The organism is Streptomyces sp. HPF1205 (assembly GCF_020400825.1).
Lineage (GTDB): Bacteria > Actinomycetota > Actinomycetes > Streptomycetales > Streptomycetaceae > Actinacidiphila.
In genome coordinates this window covers 1-17,022 of record NZ_JAINVH010000010.1, presented here as the reverse complement: position 1 = coordinate 17,022, position 17,022 = coordinate 1, and the positions used below count along the sequence as shown (strand labels likewise).

General features: G+C 74.6%; 13 protein-coding genes. 7 read left to right on the top strand and 6 right to left on the bottom strand.

What is annotated here, in order from left to right; all coding sequences use genetic code 11:
* Positions 1–95: 95 nt before the first annotated feature.
* The 3 genes from K7G61_RS13605 (at position 96) to K7G61_RS13595 (ending at position 4,697) form a co-directional block, all read left to right on the top strand.
* Complete coding sequence (locus K7G61_RS13605; RefSeq protein ID WP_225847044.1) at positions 96–923, top strand: MOSC domain-containing protein; 828 nt, start codon at positions 96–98, stop codon at positions 921–923.
* Between the two features lie 678 nt (positions 924–1,601).
* Positions 1,602–3,722 carry a choice-of-anchor P family protein gene (locus K7G61_RS13600; protein WP_225847043.1) on the top strand — a complete coding sequence of 707 codons (2,121 nt, stop codon included), beginning with the start codon at positions 1,602–1,604 and terminating at the stop codon, positions 3,720–3,722.
* 279 nt (positions 3,723–4,001) lie between these two features.
* Complete coding sequence (locus tag K7G61_RS13595; RefSeq protein WP_225847042.1) at positions 4,002–4,697, top strand: DNA polymerase beta superfamily protein; 696 nt, start codon at positions 4,002–4,004, stop codon at positions 4,695–4,697.
* An 87-nt stretch (positions 4,698–4,784) separates the two neighbouring features.
* Here K7G61_RS13595 and K7G61_RS13590 read toward each other — a convergent pair whose 3' ends face one another.
* Both K7G61_RS13590 and K7G61_RS13585 read right to left on the bottom strand, forming a co-directional pair.
* The gene (locus K7G61_RS13590; RefSeq protein WP_225847041.1) at positions 4,785–7,076 is read right to left on the bottom strand and encodes a glycoside hydrolase family 3 N-terminal domain-containing protein; all 2,292 of its coding nucleotides are present in this window, start codon (positions 7,074–7,076) and stop codon (positions 4,785–4,787) included.
* A 138-nt stretch (positions 7,077–7,214) separates the two neighbouring features.
* A complete protein-coding gene (locus tag K7G61_RS13585) occupies positions 7,215–7,643 on the bottom strand; it encodes a MarR family winged helix-turn-helix transcriptional regulator (RefSeq protein ID WP_225847040.1) in 429 nt (142 codons plus the stop codon).
* Positions 7,644–7,688: 45 nt separating this feature from the next.
* Between K7G61_RS13585 and K7G61_RS13580 the strand changes: the two genes are divergently transcribed.
* Positions 7,689–8,108 carry a VOC family protein gene (locus tag K7G61_RS13580; RefSeq protein WP_374204123.1) on the top strand — a complete coding sequence of 140 codons (420 nt, stop codon included), beginning with the start codon at positions 7,689–7,691 and terminating at the stop codon, positions 8,106–8,108.
* Positions 8,109–8,360: 252 nt separating this feature from the next.
* Here the strand turns inward: K7G61_RS13580 and K7G61_RS13575 are convergent, their stop codons facing one another.
* A complete protein-coding gene (locus K7G61_RS13575) occupies positions 8,361–9,176 on the bottom strand; it encodes a family 1 encapsulin nanocompartment shell protein (RefSeq protein WP_225847039.1) in 816 nt (271 codons plus the stop codon).
* Positions 9,173–10,264, bottom strand: coding sequence for a Dyp-type peroxidase (locus tag K7G61_RS13570; RefSeq protein WP_225847038.1), 1,092 nt, complete (start codon positions 10,262–10,264; stop codon positions 9,173–9,175). The genes K7G61_RS13575 and K7G61_RS13570 overlap by 4 nt, the downstream gene beginning before the upstream one ends.
* Positions 10,265–10,850: 586 nt before the next feature.
* Between K7G61_RS13570 and K7G61_RS13565 the strand changes: the two genes are divergently transcribed.
* Complete coding sequence (locus K7G61_RS13565; protein ID WP_225847037.1) at positions 10,851–11,843, top strand: phospholipase D-like domain-containing protein; 993 nt, start codon at positions 10,851–10,853, stop codon at positions 11,841–11,843.
* 521 nt (positions 11,844–12,364) lie between these two features.
* Here K7G61_RS13565 and K7G61_RS36950 read toward each other — a convergent pair.
* Positions 12,365–13,198, bottom strand: coding sequence for a hypothetical protein (locus K7G61_RS36950; RefSeq protein WP_225847036.1), 834 nt, complete (start codon positions 13,196–13,198; stop codon positions 12,365–12,367).
* A gap of 109 nt (positions 13,199–13,307) precedes the next feature.
* On the opposite strand from K7G61_RS36950, the gene K7G61_RS36945 reads away from it, so the two are divergent.
* Complete coding sequence (locus tag K7G61_RS36945) at positions 13,308–15,101, top strand: protein kinase (protein WP_225847035.1); 1,794 nt, start codon at positions 13,308–13,310, stop codon at positions 15,099–15,101.
* A 170-nt stretch (positions 15,102–15,271) separates the two neighbouring features.
* On the top strand, positions 15,272–16,276 hold the full coding sequence (locus K7G61_RS13550) for a helix-turn-helix domain-containing protein (protein ID WP_225847034.1): 1,005 nt from the start codon (positions 15,272–15,274) through the stop codon (positions 16,274–16,276).
* Positions 16,277–16,826: 550 nt separating this feature from the next.
* On the opposite strand, the gene K7G61_RS13545 is transcribed toward K7G61_RS13550, so the two are convergent.
* Positions 16,827–17,022 (bottom strand): hypothetical protein (locus K7G61_RS13545; RefSeq protein ID WP_225847033.1); only part of this gene is annotated, 196 nt, incomplete at its 5' end.

Sequence of the window (17,022 nt, the reverse complement as noted above, 5' to 3'; positions counted from 1 at the left end):
CGCCCCGGCACGGCGGGAAACCGCTTGTCGGCGCCCCGCCCGCACCCGTACGGTCGGGCTGGAGCCAAGCGGGCGGCGCGCGGCGAGGGGGACGGGTGGCCAGGGTCGTCGAGTTGTCGTACTACCCCGTCAAAGGGTGCGCCGGCGTGCGGGTGGACGAGGCCGAGGTGACGTCCGCGGGGATCGCGCACGACCGCAGCTTCATGGTCACCACCGCCGAGGGCGTCTTCCGCAGCCAGCGCCGCACTCCGCGCCTCGCGCTGATCCGCCCCGCGACCAGTGCGGACGGCAGCCGCCTCACCCTGCGCGGACCGGGCCTGGACCCGCTGGCCGTCGAGGTGGACACATCCGGTGCGCGACGGGACGTGACGCTGTTCGCGGCGCCTTTCAAGGGAATCGACCAGGGCGACGAGGCCGCCGGCTGGCTGTCGGAGTTCCTCGGCGCACCGAGCAGGCTGGTGCGCGTACCGCCGGAGCACGACCGGGTCACCGATGGCCGCACGCCCGGCACCTCGGGCTACGCCGACAGTTGCGCCGTGCACCTCGTGTCGCGCGTGGCGCTCGGCCTGCTCAACGCGCGCATGGCCGAACGCGGGGCCCCAGCACTGCCCGTCGACCGGTTCCGCCCGAACATCGTCGTCGACGGATGGGACGAACCCCACGCCGAGGACAGGATCCGGCGGGTCCGCATCGGCGGCGTGGAACTCGGCTACGCCAAACTCGCCATCCGCTGCGTCGTCACGACGGTCGACCAGGCGGAAGGGGCGAAAACCGGCCCCGAGCCGCTGCGCACCCTGGCCGGCTACCGGCGGGCGGCCGGGGGCGGCGTCGCGTTCGGCGTGAAGTTCGCCGTGCTCGGGACCGGCAAGCTGTCCGTGGGCGACGAGGTGGGCGTCGCCTCCTGGGGGGAGTCCGAGCTGTAGCGGCGGCGCCGCGCGCCGCCGGGCCCCCGAGGGGGAGCGCTCACCCGGCAGCGGTGGCGCACGCGTCCCGCGCGCCGGGCGGTCCACCGCCGACCGCGGTGCATGGTTGACGCCCTGAAACCGCCCTGTTCCCCCATTAGGGGGAATACTCCGGCAACTCACGAATGATCTGATCCATCCATGCCAAGCTGAGCCGCCCGCTCGGGGTGGCCGCACTCCGAACGGACGCCGCCTCCCGCCCCCTTGGGGGCTGCCGGGGCTTTCGGACCCCCGAAGGCTCCCGCGGCTCCCGGGGCCCCGGGGCTTTCCGGGGCTTCCGGCGCAGGAGGCGGGTCGTGCTGTGAGGGGGGTTCCGAGCAGTTCCGCGGGGGAGGGGACGACCCCTGATCAGTGCCGGCCGACCGTGCCCGAGGAGGGCGCGGTGCCGTGCGTCGCGGCCGGAGGCCGCGACGTCCACACCAGGAGGAACAGCATGCGCATAGGCCGCTTATCACCGCCCGGCGTCCGGGCCGGCTCCCGGCCGCGCCCGGTCCGGGCCGCACAACGCCTGGCACCGGCACGGCCGGTCCCGGCCGGGCACCCGCTCCGGCCCGAGCACCGCGCCGCCCCCGCCCACGAGGTCCGTCCGGGCGGGTGCCGAGGCGACCGGGGCGCCGGCGTACGCCACGGGAGCGCGGGATGACACGGACCCGCTCCCCGCTGCGCGCGATCCCTGCCGTCCTCGGCATCATGGCGCTGGTCCTCGCGGCACTCGTCGCGAGCCCGCTCACCAGGGCGCAGGCCGCCACGGGAACCGGCCACGCCGCCGCGAAGCCCCGCCCGGCCGCCACCGCCGCGTCCTCCAGCCTCGACGTCTTCGTCGGCTACGCGGACAACCTGCGCGCCGACCCCGCCAACTTCCCGACGCCCTGGGACGGTTCCCCGGGCGTCATCTTCGCCGGCTGCCACGGCGGCTGCAGCTTCGACGGCGGCGCGGTCCGCTTCGTGAACAACTCCCCGGCGCCGGTCACCCTCGACTCGGTGCGGGTCAGGCTCAGCACCTGCGTGTTCGACCTGTGGCCGCACGGCACCGTGCTGCCCCCCGGACAGCAGTTCATCATCGCGCAGACCGCCGGCGGGGCCTCCAGCGGGTGCGACAACACCAGCGGCCTCTTCGACACCTCCGACATCGGGCCGAACGGGGCGAGCTGGTCGGGCAACTGCGGCCAGTCGGGTGTCGTACCGGAAGTGGACGCCTCGATCAACGGCACGGCGCAGGTGTTCACCGACACGGGCAAGGTCATCAACACCGGCGGCGTCGACCTCGCCTCCTGCCCCGCCGGCACCAACGAGTCGACGCAGTGGACGTCGGTCGGGAGCCTGCCGTGTCCCGGCGCCACCTTGGTGCTGGCCCCGCCCACGCAGACCCTGCCCATCGGGTCGACCGCGACGGTGAAGGCCACCCTGGCCAACACCTGCGGCACCGGCCTGCAGGGCGCGGCGATCTCGTTCGCCGCCACCTCAGGACCCGACGCCGGACTGAAGGGCACCGCCACCACCGACTCCGACGGCGTCGCCACCTTCTCGTACAGCGGCAGCACCGTCGGGACCGACACGCTCACGGCCGGTACGGCCAACCCGGCCGGGACGATCACCTCCAACGACGTCGCCGTCGTCTGGCAGAAGCGGCAGGCACACCTGGCCGTCTCCGCGGGCTCCACGACCGGTGACTTCGACGACCCGGCCACCGTGTCGGCGGCCTTGAGCGACAGCGGCGGCCCGCTGGCCGGGCGAAGCGTCACATTCGCCCTGAACGGCGCCGAGACCTGCACGGCGACCACGGACGCCGCGGGAATCGCGTCCTGCTCCCTCACACCGGCGGAAGCGGCCGGCACGTACCCGCTGACCGCGTCGTTCGCCGGCGACGCGACGGACACCGCGGCTTCGGCGAGTGCCGGATTCACGGTCACCCTCGAAGAGACCACCCTCGCCTATACGGGCCCGACCCGCGCTGCCAACGGCGAGCCGCTCACCCTGTCCGGTGTGCTCAAGGAGGACGGCGACACCCCGATCGCGACCAGGACCGTCACCTTCACTCTCGGCTCGGGCGCGTCCGCGCAAGTTTGCTCCGGTGTCACCGACACCGCAGGCAACGTCTCGTGCACCCTGGCGAACGTCGACCAGCCCTCGCCGACCACCAGCGTGCCGGTCACCGCGGTCTTCGCCGGCGACTCCTATTACCGGCCGGCCACGGCGACGGCCACGCTCCGCTTCACGTACCTGACCGGGCGTGCGTACGGCCTGGCCGCCGGCGGTCTGGTCACCGTCTCGCCGACCCCGGACACCGGGCCGGTCTCGACCGCGACGGCGGGCACCCACGCCCCGCCGTGCGTGGCCACCCTGTCCGGCCTGATCAGCGCGCACACCCTGTGCGCCAGTGTGGTCACCGCGCTGGACCCCGCGACCTCCACGGCCACCGCCTCCGTCCAGGACGCGACCGTCGGGATCGTCGGGATCCCGGTCATCAAGGTCGGCCTGGTGCAGGCGTCCTCGCAGACCCGGTGCACCGGCTCCACGGGAGCGGTCACCGTCACCTCGATCACCGTCGGGGGCGTGGCCGTCAACCTGAACATCCACCCCGCGCCCAACACCGTCATCTCGGTCCTGGGCGTCACGCTGGTCCTCAACGAGCAACTCCCGGTGGCCGGCGCCGACCAGGGCCTGGAGGTCAACGCCGTCCACATCAAGGCCAGCCCGCTCGGCCTCGGCCTGCTCGACGTCAAGATCGGCTCGGCCACCAGCGACATCCACAACTGCTGACCGCGCCACCGCGCCACCGCACCACGGTGTCCGGGGATCGTCCGGACGACGATCCCCGGCACCGAACGACCGACCGCCCGGCCCCGCGGCCGGGCGGTCGCCGCGTGCCGCCACCCGGCCCCCGAGCGCGACGCCCACCACGCGGAAACGCGGGGACGCGGGGACGCGGAAACCCGGTCGACCGCGGGCGCCGCGGCGCGAGACGATCACGGGCACAGCCCAACTCAGGAAGCCCGACTCGAAGGGGCCGGCTCAGGAGCCCCGGCCCGGGAGGCCCGTGTGAACGTCCTGCTGTCCGGCATCGTGGGATCCACCGCCTACGGCCTCGCCCACGACGGTTCCGACATCGACCGTCTCGGCGTGTTCGCCGCGGCCACGGAGGATCTCCACGGCCTGCACGCCCCGAAGGACTCCCGCGTCACGACCCGCCCCGACCGCACCCTCCACGAGGCGGCGAAGTGGTGCCGGCTGGCCCTCGGCGGCAACCCCACCGTCATGGAACTCGTATGGCTGCCCGACGAGCTGTACGAGGTGCGGACGCCGCTGGGCGACGAACTCATCGGGATACGCTCCTCGCTGCTGTCCGCCGGGCGCGTCCGCGACGCCTATCTCGGATACGCGACCCAGCAGTTCAAGCGGCTGTACGAGCGGGGCGACGGATCGTTCTCGGCGGACACCCGGAAGCGCACGGCCAAGCACGCCCGGCACTTGCTGCGCCTGTGCCGGCAGGGCTACCTGCTGTACACCACGGGCCGTTTGGAGATCCGCGTCGACGACCCGCGGGAGTACGTCGACTTCGGGGAGCGGGTCGCGCGGGACGGTATGGCGGCCCTGCCGGTCCTGGAGAAGTACCAGGAGCTGTTCGCCGCGGCCCGCAGCCCGCTGCCCGAGCGCCCCGACGAGGCCCCGGCGGAGGCGTGGCTGCGCCGCGTGCGCCGCCACTTCTACACCGCCGGCGCGCAGGACGCGGCGTGAGGCGCCGGCCCCCGGCCCGGTGAGGAGGCGCCGTGGGGCCGCCGGTTCGCCCGGCGGTCCCACGGCGCGGCTCTTTCCCGCCCGCCGCTACGAGACCGTGCAGATCGGCGAGGGCGTTCCCGGCGTGCCCGTGGCGGTGAAGCCGAACGAGACCGAACCGCCTCCCGTGACGGCCCCGTTGTAGGGAGCGTTGGTCACGGACACGGTCGCTCCGCTCTGGGTGTACGTGCCGTTCCACAGACTCGTGATCGTCGCCGTGGGGAAGGACCAGCTCACCTTCCAGCCGGCGAACGGCGATGTCCCGGTGTTGGCCACGGTCACCTCGGCCTGGAAGCCGCCCGGCCAGGAGTTGGTCACCTTCCACTGCACCGCGCAGCCCGGACCCGGCGGCGGCGTCGTGGGCGGAGTGGTCGGCGGGGTCGTCGGGGGAGTGGTCGGCGGGGTGGTGGGCGGAGTGGTGGGCGGGGTGGTCGGGGGAGTCGTCGGCGGCTGGCCGCTGTCGTACGTGAGGCCGTACCCGTACGGGAACAGCGGCGTCTGGCCGTCACCGTCGTTGATCGGCTCCTGGGAGGCGCTCTGCATCCAGGTGACGGGGAGCTTGCCGGTGGGGGCGTAGTCGCCGAACAGGACGTCGGCCACGCCGTTGCCCTCGGTGCCGGGCAGCCAGGAGGCCAGCAGCGCCTTCCAGTCGGGCAGTTGGGCCGCGATGTCCAGCGGGCGTCCCGAGACCAGCACGGTGACCACGGGTACGCCGCTGGCCTTGAGCCTGGCGAGCGTGGCGAGGTCCTCCTGGTCCAGGCCCATCGAGCCGGTCCTGTCCCCCTGGCCCTCGGCGTAGGGGGTCTCGCCGACCACGGCGACGGCGGCGCTGTAGGAGCTGTTGATGCCGTTGCCGTAGCGGTCGTACGTCACCTGGGAGGGGTCGTTCACCGCCGCCTTGATGCCTTGCAGGATCGTGGTGCCGGGCGTGGTGCTGCCGCTGCCGCCCTGCCAGCTGATGGTCCAGCCGCCGCTCTGGTTGCCGATGTCGTCCGCGTTCTTGCCCGCCACGAAGACCTTCGCCGACTTCGCCAGCGGCAGGACGTTCCCGTCGTTCTTCAGCAGCACCTGCGACTCGCGCACCGCCTGCCGGGCGAGCGCGCGGTGGGCGGCCGAGCCGACCGTGGAGGTGTACGACCGGTCGGTCAGCGGGTGCTCGAACAGGCCGAGCTGGAACTTCTTGGTCAGGATGCGCCGGTTGGCGTCGTCGATCCGCGACATCGGGACCGCGCCGCTGTTCACATCGCTCTTGAGGTCCGTGATGAACGACTTGTAGTCGGTGGGCACCATCACCATGTCGATGCCGGCGTTGACGGCCGTGGCGACCTCGGCCGCGGTGAAGCCGCTCCTCCCGTCGATCTGGTCGACGCCGGCCCAGTCGGACACCACGAAACCGGAGAAGCCCAGTTCGCCCTTGAGCAGCGTGGTGATGAGGTAGGAGTTGGCGTGGTCCTTCACCCCGTTCCAGCTGCTGTACGAGACCATGACCGCGCCGACCCCGCGGTCCACGGCGGCCTTGAACGGCGGAAGGTGGATGGCCCGCAGCTGCGCCTCCGTCAAAGTGGCGTTGCCCTCGTTCACCCCGCCGTCCGTGCCGCCGTCACCGATGAAGTGCTTGGCGGTGGCCATCACCGAGGCCGGCCCGCCCAGAGTCGTGCCCTGCAAGCCGGTGATCTCGGTGGTCATCGCCGACGGCAGGTCCGGCGTCTCCCCGAAGGACTCGTACGTGCGGCCCCACCGGTCGTTGCGCGCGACGCAGACACACGGCGCGAAGTCCCAGTCGATGCCGGTGCCGGACACCTCCTCCGCGGTGGCCCGCCCGATCCGCTGCACCAGGTCGGGGTCGCGGGTGGCGCCCAGGCCGATGTCGTGCGGGAAGATCGTCGCGCCGTACACGTTGTTGTCGCCGTGTACCGCGTCGATGCCGTAGATCATGGGGATGGCCAGCGGCGTGCCCAGCGCGGTGCGCTGGAAGGTGTCGTACATGTCGGCCCAGGACGTGGCGTTGTTGGGGCTCGGGGCCGAACCGCCGCCGGAGAGCACCGAGCCGATCCGGTACGTCGCCAGGTCGGAGGGGGTGGCCGCCAGCGCGGTCCGGTCGACCTGCGTCATCTGTCCGACCTTCTCGTCCAGCGACATCCGCGACAGCAGGTCGTCGACCCGCTGCGCCACCGGCAACGACGGGTCCTGGTACGGCAGTCCGGCCGTCGCGCCGGACACCGCCGTCCGGTGCGCCGACGGCGAGGAAGCCGTGGCGTGCACGGCCGCGACGGACAGGGACAGCGTCGCGAGCAGGGCGCCGACGGCGGCCCCGACCCGGCGATTGGTACGTCTGCGCATGGGGGACTCCGTGTGGGGGGGATGTATGGGAGCGCTCCCATCACGCCAGTGGAGCAGGGACCTGTCAAGAGGTACGCGAGCCCGTCACGAGGTACGGGAGCGCGCCCGGCACGGCGGCCGCCCCCGCGGGACGACGGGTCAGCGGCGGTACACGCGCAGCAGCAGCCGGTGCAGTTCCGACCGCTCGCCGGGCGACAGGGGCGCCAGAACGGAGTCCTGGACGGCGAGGGCCTGCGCTGTCTGGTGGTCCAGCGCCCGCCGCCCCGCCGGGGTGAGGGTGACCAGCACGCGCCGGCGGTCGGCCGGGTCGCGATCGCGCTCGACCAGGCCGCCGGCCGCCAGTTCCTCCAGGACCTTGGCCATGTCGCTGGGGTGGACGGCGAGCCGCTCGCCGAGCTCCCGCTGGGCCTGGGAGCCGAAGTCGGCGAGGGCGGCAAGGGTCGCCATGTGCCACAGGCGCAGCCCCTCGGCCGCCAGGCGCTCGGCCATCAGCCCGCGGGCGGCCTTTCCCGCCTGGGACAGGAGGTAGGTGGTCAGCGCGGTCAAGGTGGGGGGCGTCTGCGTCATGCCCCTATTGTATGGTGAGCACCAATCATGAGTCCGCACCTACGAATGGACGCGAGTGGCATGGACGCGCTGCACCCCCGCCTGCTGGTGACCCGGTTCGCCGAGTGCTTCCGCTTCTACGACGCCGTCCTGCCGCGCCTGCTCGGAGCGCGGCTGGCGCGAGGAGACGGGCAGGGCCCGTACGCCGCCTGGGACGTGGACCGGCAGGGGGCGCTGGCGCTGTTCGACAGGCAGGCCCTGGCCGCCGTGGCCGGCACCTCCGGCCTGCTGGCCGCGGCCCCCTCGCAGGACGCCGCCATGCTGGTCAGCCGGGTGGACGACGTGGACGCCGGGTACGCCCTGTGCCTGTCCCACGGAGCCGAAGGCGTCGCGGGACCGGTCGACCGGCCCGCGTGGGGACCGGGCCTGCGCACCGCCCACGTTCGCGACCCCGACGGCAACCTGTGGGAGCTCCAGTCGTACTGACGGCCGCCCGGGACGGTCCGCGACCCTCGCGCGGCGGCGAGCGGCGGATTCCCGGCGGCGGAGCCTCGACCGGCCGGGATCGCGGCGCGGGCGGGCGCGGCCGGCGGCCGGGGGTCCGGCCGCACCCGCGCGCGCCGAGCCCGGCCGGGCCCCCGTACGCGCGACGGCGGGCGAGGGCGGGCGTGTCCGGCGGCGATCCGGGCCGTGGACCGCGGTCGGCCGGTGGCCGCGGTCCGCGCCGGAAGCGGCTTCCTACGCGCCGCCGGGCGCCGCCGGGCCGAGGGCGACGCTCGCCTCCGAGGTGTGGACCAGGAAGGTGAGCGTCTCCTGGAAGTACAGGTCGATGGTGGTCGCGTCGTGGGACAGGTAACCGATGGAGACGTCCTGGCCCAGGACCAGTTCGAAGTCGCCGCCGCGGGTGGACAGCAGGAAGGCGCCGTCGATGGCCGGCGCCCAGATGATCTCGCCGTCCAGCAGCCGGGCGATGTGCTCGTGGATGGGGTAGCCGTGGTCGGAGGTCTCGCTGACCGCCGTGTAGGCGTCGGCGCTCAGCGCCAGCGAGTACGCGCCGTCCACACCGGCGAGCCGCAGGGCGGTCACGGCCTGGGCGATGGCGTTGGGGTAGTCGCGGACGTCGGCGGGCAGGGACAGCCGCGGGTTGGACGAACCCGCCCGGATGCCGGTGATCCCGGCGGCGGGGTAGCCCTCGAAGACGACGCGGTCCTCGGCGTGGGCGAGCTGCCGGGCGGCGTCCTTGACGGGCTGCCAGTCGGCGTCCTTGGCTCCGCGTTCCACGTCGTCGACCTGGCCGCGGTCGACGGTGAAGGGGACCCGCAGCTCGACCACGGGCTGGGACCGCCGGGTGTGCGCGACGACGCCGTCGGCGGGCGCGGCCAGGGCATCGAGGTGGCCGGTGGCCACCGCCGCCAGATCGGCTCCGGCCGGCTCCGGCACGTCGACGACGCGCCGGCCGGCCACATGGCGTTTGAAGGTGCGCCGCGCCTCGGCCTCCAGGTCGGCCCAGGCGGCGGCGGAGATCGGCGCGAGTTCGCGGTGCAGGTTGTTCACGGGGTCGTGCTCCTGTTCAGGTTGCCGATGCCGAGGCTGCCGTCGCCGACGGCCGGGTGGGTGGCGGGGGCCGCGCCCGCGGGCCCGAGGGTCTGCGGGGCCGCGCCGGGAACCGGTTCCCGGGCCGGCCGCCCCGTCAGGACGCCGGCGGCCGGCGGCCCGGGCAGGTCGTCGAGGAAGCCGGCCGGCGGAACGTAGAAAAGGGTGCCGGTCACGGCGGTGGAGAAGTCGAGGATCCGGTCGTACGCCGCGGCCCCGTTGCCGAGGAACATGTGGGCGAGCATCTCCTCGGTGACGTCCGGGGTGCGCGAGTAGCCGATGAAGTACGTGCCGAACTCGCCGCGGCCCGGGCTGCCGAAGGGCATGTTGTCGCGCAGGATCTGCCGCTCCTCGCCGTCCGGACCGGTGATCGTGGTCAGGCCGACGTGGGAGGCCTCCTCGTCCATCTCGACGTTGGAGGTCTTGCGGCGGCCGATGATCCTTTCCTGCGTCTCGACGGGCAGGGCGTTCCAGGCGTCCAGGTCGTGCAGGTACTTCTGCACGATGACGTAGGAGCCGCCGGCGTGGTCGGGGTCCTCGTCGCCGATGAGGACCGCCTCGCGCGCCTCGCGCCCGACCGGGTTCTCGGTGCCGTCGACGAAGCCCAGCAGGTCGCGGTAGTCCAGGAACTTGAAGCCCTGCACCTCGTCGGCGAGCGTGACCGCGCCGGCCAGCCGCTCCATGACGAGCGCGGCCAGCGCGAAGCACAGGTCGAGGCGGGTGGCCCGCAGGTGGAGGAGCAGGTCGCCCGGGGTGGCCGGGGCGCGGTGCCGGGCGCCTTCGAGCGCCCGGAAGGGATGCAGCCCGGCCGGGCGCGGGAAGTCGAACAGCCGGTCCCACGCCTCGGAGCCGATGCCGGCGACGCAGCTCAACGAGCCGTCGGGGGAGCCGAAGCCGACCGACCGCCGCAGTCCCGGCAGATTGGCGAGCAGGTCGCGCACGCGCTCCTCGCCACCGGGGTCGACGGTGAGCACGAGGAAGATCGCTGCGGTGGTCAGAGGGCTGAGCACGGCCTGCGGCTCGGCCCCGGGAGGGGAAGCGGACGTCACAACCGGGCTCTCCTGCGTCGACGGCGGTTCCCGATCATTATGACCACGCGCTCCCTCCTCCGGGCCAGCGCGCTCCTCCGAGCCAGCGCGGGCACCGCCCGGCGCCTGCCCGGCCCCCCTGCCCGGCGCCGGCCCGGCCCCCCTGCGCGGCGCCGGCCCGGCCCCCCTGCGCGGCGCCGCGGTCGCGCGGATCCCGCGCACCACCGCCTCCGCGGTCCTCGACGTGCTCGCCGCCGTCCCGGTCCCCCTGACTGGGTGTGGTGGTCGCATTGGGCGCGTGGCCGGCCGGTCCCGGGCGCCTCTGCCCGTCGCCGTCCGCGGCGGGAGCGGGTGGCGCGGCCGGCACGCCTGACCGCGCCGCCGGGATCCCGGCAATAGGCGCCCGCCGCGGGCAAGACGAAGATTTTGCGATACCGCGCGGCCCGCCGGCACCGCCTCCGACCAGCGCTGTGCCCCGTTCGTCCCGGCGCGCCGCCTTCCCGTTACGACATCTTCACCCGCCCGCCCCTGCTCGGCGTTCTACGCGCGTGGTGTCATGTGCACGCTCATTCCCCCGTTCGAGCGTCACCTCGACTAGGAGCCACGCATGCTGTGGAAGGTCCTCCGCCGCGCCGGCGCCGCCCTCGCGGCCGGCGGCGCCGTGCTCGCCACCGCCATACCAGCGAACGCCGCCACCTATACCGCCTTCGCCTTCTCGCGCAGCGGCAGCCAGCCCACCATCTACAGCTTCATCAACTCGGCCACCACCTCGCTCGACATGACCATGTACGAGCTGGAGGACACCACCGCGGTCGACGACCTCATAGCCCTGGAGCAGAAGGGCGTCACCGTCCGCGTCATTCTGGACCGCCAGCACAAGACCGCCAACAGCTCCGCGTACAACGCCCTCACCGCGGCGGGCGTGGGCGTGGTGTGGTCGCCTTCCACCTTCGTCTACACCCACCAGAAGACGATCACGGTGGACGGCGCCGAGTCGCTGATCCTCACCGGCAACCTGACCTCGCAGTACTACACCACCAGCCGCGACTACGGCGTCTTCGACGACGACAGCCGTGACGTCGCCTCGATCGAGAAGGTCTTCAACGCGGACTACGCGGGCACCTCGATCACCCCGACCGACGGCGACCACCTGCTGTGGTCGCCCACCGACTCCCGCAACCGCCTGCTGACGGTGATCAACGGCGCCACCGCGAAGCTCGACGTCGAGGAACTGGAGCTGAGCGACAGCACGGTGGTCAACGCCATCGTGGCGCGGGCCAAGGCCGGAGTGGCCGTCCGGGTGGTGCTGGAGACCCCGTCCGACTACTCCTCCGAGGTCTCCGCGATCAAGGCGGCCGGAGGCACGGTCGTCGGGTACTCCGACCCCAACGGCTTCTACATCCACGCCAAGGCGATGGTCGCCGACTACGGCCTGTCCACCCAGCAGGTGGAGGCCGGCTCCATGAACCTCAGCTCCAACTCGCTGAGCAACAACCGGGAGCTGGGCCTCATCCTCACCGGGACCGGCGTGGCCGAGTCCGTGGCCACCACGATCGAGACCACCTTCGACGGCGACTACGCGGGCGGCACCCCAGCCTGACCCCGGGGCCGTCGCCCGGCGGCGGCCCGGGTGCTGTCCTCGCGGGTCCGGGTCCGGGTCCGGGGCCGGGTCCGGGGCCGCGGCCTCGACCCCGGACCCGCGCGACCGCGCGCCGTACCGTCCGGCACCGCGGGCGCCTTTCCCTCCACCTTTCCGGGGAGGCGCCGGGCAGGCGCGGGATGGCGCACGGCCCCGTGCGCCGCTTCGTCGGCGGCGTGGTGCGGGGCCGGCTCCGCTGGAGGGCCGTCAGGGCCGCTGACCTGCGCGGTCGTTGGACAGTCACCCCGATTCCGCCCCGGGTGCCGATCGGCAGTACCCTCGTGACCCTCACGGCTCCTCCCGCGGCCCCGGGACGCCCCCCGGGCCTGCCCGCGTGCCGAAACCAGCCCGCTCATGGGGGGCGGACTGGTCGCCGTGCGCCCCGGCGGACCAGCCCGGCCGCCGGCGGGAACCGGGAGCGGAACAGGGCATCGAGGGGCTGCGAGCAGGCCCCTCCCACAGGGTCGGCGCGAGGGGCGGAATCAGGTGGACAACCACGACGGCACGGGCATACCCGGCAAGGGCGAGGAAACGGCAGGGCGACCCCGGCCCACCGGGCGGCGGCGCACCGCCCCGAAGCCCCCGGCGAAGCCGCGCGGGTCCCGGCCCGGGCCCGGCGCGGCCCCCGATACCGACCGCACTTCCGGCCCCACCGGGTCGGCGCCCGCGAAGCCGCCGGCCTCCGAAGCGCAGGCGGCGGCGGACCAGGGACAGGCCGCGGACAAGCCCGCCGGTGCGAAGCCGGGGAAGCGGACGGCGGTGGCGCCCGCGGCGCCCGCGGCCACCGCGAAAGCGGCGGCGGACACCTCGGGTACGTCGGGTACGTCGGGTTCACCGCGCACACCGGGTACGGGGGCGCGGAAGGGCGCCGCCGCGAAGGCGGCCCCGTCCGGAACGGGGAGCGCGCGGACGCCCGACCAGGCGCCGACCGCCGAGGACCGGCAGGCGCGCGGCACGTCCGGTACGAAGGCGCCGGAGAGCGCGGACCCGAACGCGGCACCCGCGACCGCGGCGAACGGAGCGAACGGGCCGACCGGAACCAGCGGATCGGCCGGAGCATCGGACGCGGCGGACGCGGAACCGGGCGAGCAGGCGGCTGCCGGTGGCAAGAAGAAGGCGGCTGGTTCCGCGGCAGCGGCCGCGCCGGCGTCGAGTGGCGCGCGGGCGCGGAAAGGCGCTCCCGCCACGGCGCGTTCAGGCGCGGCAGCGGGCAGCTCAGGGCCGGGCAGGCGGGCGGCGTCCTCGAAGAGGACCCAGGCCGCCAATCCCACGAGCCCCGCGGACCCGGCGAACCCCGCGAAGACTGCGCCGGGCACCCGACGGCAGCGGGCCGCCGCCCCGCCGTCGGCAGACGTGTCCCCGGCGGCAGGACCGTCCGGCGCCGACGGGGGAGGGCAGGGCGCCGCGTCCGACACGGCGTGGCGGGTGCCGGGCTACGTCCACGAGGAGGCACCGGGCGTCCGCGGCTCCGGCCGCGCGGTGCGGGCACGCCGAGAGGCGGACGGCACGCCGGTCGCGCTGACGTACCTGCCGGCCGCGCTGGAAGGCGACGCCGCCTTCCGCGAGGTGTTCGAGGGCGAGGCCGAGGCGCTCGGCGGGCTCGACTCGCCGTACCTCGCCCGGGTCCACGCGTACGTCGAGGACGGGCGGCACGCGGCGCTCGTCGGGGAAGCGGTCGACGGCGTCGGCCTGGACGAATTGCTGCGGACCGGCGGCCCCACCACCCCCGAGGCGGCGCTCGCCGTCCTCAAGGGAACCCTGCTGGGGCTCGCGGCCGCCCACGCGGCGGGCGTCCTCCACCGCGACCTGCGGCCCGCCGACGTGCTCGTCACCCCGGAAGGGGCGGTGAAACTCGCCGGGTTCGGCCTCGCCGCCCGCGGCGCGGAGACCGACGGCCCGCCCGTGGACACCTCCACTTCCTCGCACACCACGGACACCACGGACACCACGGACACCACGGACACCACGGACAGCAAAGACGCCAAGGACTCCGACGGCGCCGAGCACGCGGAGAACGCCGGGCACACCGAGAACGCCGGGCACACCGCGCACACCGCGTACACCGGTCCCGAGCGCCGTGCGGGCGGTCCGGCCAGTGTGGCCGGTGACCTGTACGCGGCGGCGGCCTGCTTCCAGGAGTGCCTCGTCGGGGCGCCGCCGAACCCGGGCACGGGCTCCACGCGGGCCCCGGCGCGCCATGACGCGGTTCCCGCACCCGTACGGCCGCTGGTGGCCTGGGGCACCGCCGGCGAACCGGCCCGACGCCCCTCCGGAGCGGCCGAGTTCGCGGCCGAGTTGGACGCCCTCGCCGTCGCGGCCTACGGCGGGGGCTGGGAGGAGCGGGGCAGGCGTCAACTCGCCGCGCGTGCCGCGGCCCCGACCGGGGATCCGGCCGCCGGTGAGGGTGCGGCCGCGGCGGCGCAGGGCGGCCAGGGGCAGGCCCCCGCGCCGTTCCCCTTCGGCTTCGGCGGCGCCGCGGGCGGCAGCACGAGCGGCGACGCGGCGGGCGCCGGGGGCGGTCGCGGACCCCGCTTCGGGCGGCGACAGAAGATCCTCGCCGCCGTCGTCGCGGGTGTGGTCGTCGTCGGCACCGTGGCCATCGCCGCGGCGGCGTCCGGCAAGGACTCGGGTACCGCGGCCGCGCACCCCGGCCCGACCGGCCCGACCGTGCGGGCGCAGGGGCCGGTGAGCGCCGCACCGCCGGCCACGACGGCCGCGGCTTCCCCGGGCGCCCACCCGTCCGCGTCAGCGTCCCGCACGGCCGCGGCCTCGACACCCGCCGCCCCGGCCACGACCGTCCCCGCCACGACCGCCCCGGCGGCCGACCCCACCACCGTGCCGGCCACCCCCGCCTCCACCGCCCCGGCGAAGCCCTCCCGGCCGGCGGCCGGACCGCATGTGTCGTCCCTGTCCTTCACGGGCTTCCAGTGCTCCAACGGCAAGCGCCGCACGGCGACCGCGACGGTGCTCGTGCGGTACGACGGCACCGCAGCGGGAACGCTGCACCTGACGTGGTGGCGCAGCGCCACGGGGACCCCGCAGGGCGCCGTCACCATGGCCCCGCAGACCGCGCGACTCCCCAAGGGGGCGCAGAGTTACACCTTCACCGACAGCTTCACCTTCACCACCGACCGGGAGCACCCGTACATCGGCCTGACCGTCTCCAGCGACCCGGCCGCCGACTCCGGCAACGGCTCCTACGACGTGGGTTGCCACTGACCGTCCGGTCGTGCCGTCCGCCCGTCGCCCGCCCGATCCGCGCGGGTCGGGCGGGCGACGGGCGCGGTGCCGCGGGCCGCCGGCGGCGCGCCTTCCGCCGGGAACGGAAACGTGCCAGGCTGGCGGGATCCTTGTCGGCCCATGGGGGTCCGGTCGAGAGGGGAACGGCCATGCTCGTCCTGCGCTTCACCGTCGACGACCTGCTGCGTGTGCGCTTCGCTCCCGGCCCGGCGCCGCTGGTGGAGACCGGGCTCGCGCTGGCGGTGCTGCGCGCGGGGACCCCCGATCCCTCTCTGGCCAGGTGGCGCCGCAGCACCACCGCGGAGCTGACCACCCGTGCGAGCACGGCGGCCGGGCGGATGCTCGAACTGCTGCGCCCGGACGGCCTCGGGCCGACCTTCCTGGATCCCCCGCTGGACGGCATCGGCGACGCCCTCGACGCCGTCGCCGCGACCCCGCAGGTGCGCGCCGCCGCCGAGCTGCGGCGGCTGTGGGCGGGACGGGCGGCCGGGCGCGGATCGTGGACCACCGCGCTGGAGCGTCACGAAGGGCGCGCCTGGCGCGAGCTGATCGGCCGACTCGCGACGGTTCACCACGCGGTCGTGGAACCCTGGTGGCCGCGGGTGCGCGTGGGATTCGCCGCGGACGTCGCCTGGCGCGGCCAAGTCCAGCAGCGGCAAGGGCTGCGGGCGATGCTGGCCGGGCTGGTGCCGGGGGCGACCTGGTCCGGGGCCGACCTGCGGCTGCCCGGGCCACGCCCGGCGAGCATCCCGCTGGAGGGCCGGGGGCTGACCCTGCTGCCCTCGCTGCTCTGGCGCGGCGCTCCGCTCCGGACGCGGCACCCCGACGGCTCGCTGCTGCTCGTCTACCCCGCGCTCACGCCCCTGCCACTGGTGCCCCCGCCGGACGACCTGGAGGACCCGCTGGCCGCGCTTCTCGGCCCGACCCGGGCCCACGTGCTCCACCTGCTCGTCGACCCGCACACGACGACGGCCCTGGCCGGTACGCTCGGCATCAGCGTCGCCTCCGCCTCGACCCACGCCAAGACGCTGCGCGCGGCTGGCCTGGTCACGACGGTCCGCACCGGTAAGGAGGTCCGCCACTCCTGCACGGAGCTGGGCAGCCTCCTCCTGGCGGGCGGCCTGGGAGGCGGCGGCGCACCCGGCGCGGTATGACGCGCGGCCGGCTCCCCGCGCAGTGCCCGGCTTCCCGGCGCCGCCCCGCGGGCTCTGCGACGCGGCGGGCGGTCCCGGCGCCGCGGGCGGACCGCCGGCTCGGCCGCCCCCGGCCGCGCACCGGGCCGCAGTGGCCCCTGGGGTCTGTTGTGAGCGCTCACTTCCAACGGTCCGCGTTCGCCGCACGCCGTCGGTCCGCCGGCCCGCGCAACTCACTTGACGCCATGGCGGTGAACGCTAACAATCTGTGCCTAGCGACGGAGCGCAGGACCAACGGGGAAAAGATCCGGTGGGCTTCGTACCCGGCATACCGCGGGGAGGGGCTGATAGCCCGAGTCCACCCGTGGAAGGAAGCGGCTACGGGCGACAACAACCCTGAGCGCGAGCCTGACCAGCAAAAAGCGCTGTTGCCCGACCTGAGTCTGTACCACCACCCCCCACCGCTCAGGCCGCGAGGTACCGGCCGTTGGCGACAAATTGCCCTGCTCCCATGAGCGTGAGCGCTAACAGGCCACTAAAGGCCCTTCTCGAACAGGATGTACATCATGCGTCATATGAGGTCCGGCGGAAAAAGGATCGCGCGCTGGGGCGCCGCCGCGATGGTGATCGCCGTCGTCGCCACCGCGAGCGCCTGCAGCAAGAGCGGAGCGGGCGGCGGTTCCTCGTCCTCCGACTCCAGCCCCGGTCCCTCGTCGAGCAGTTCCGCCGCCGCCTCGATCCAGGGTGACATCACCTTCAACGACGCG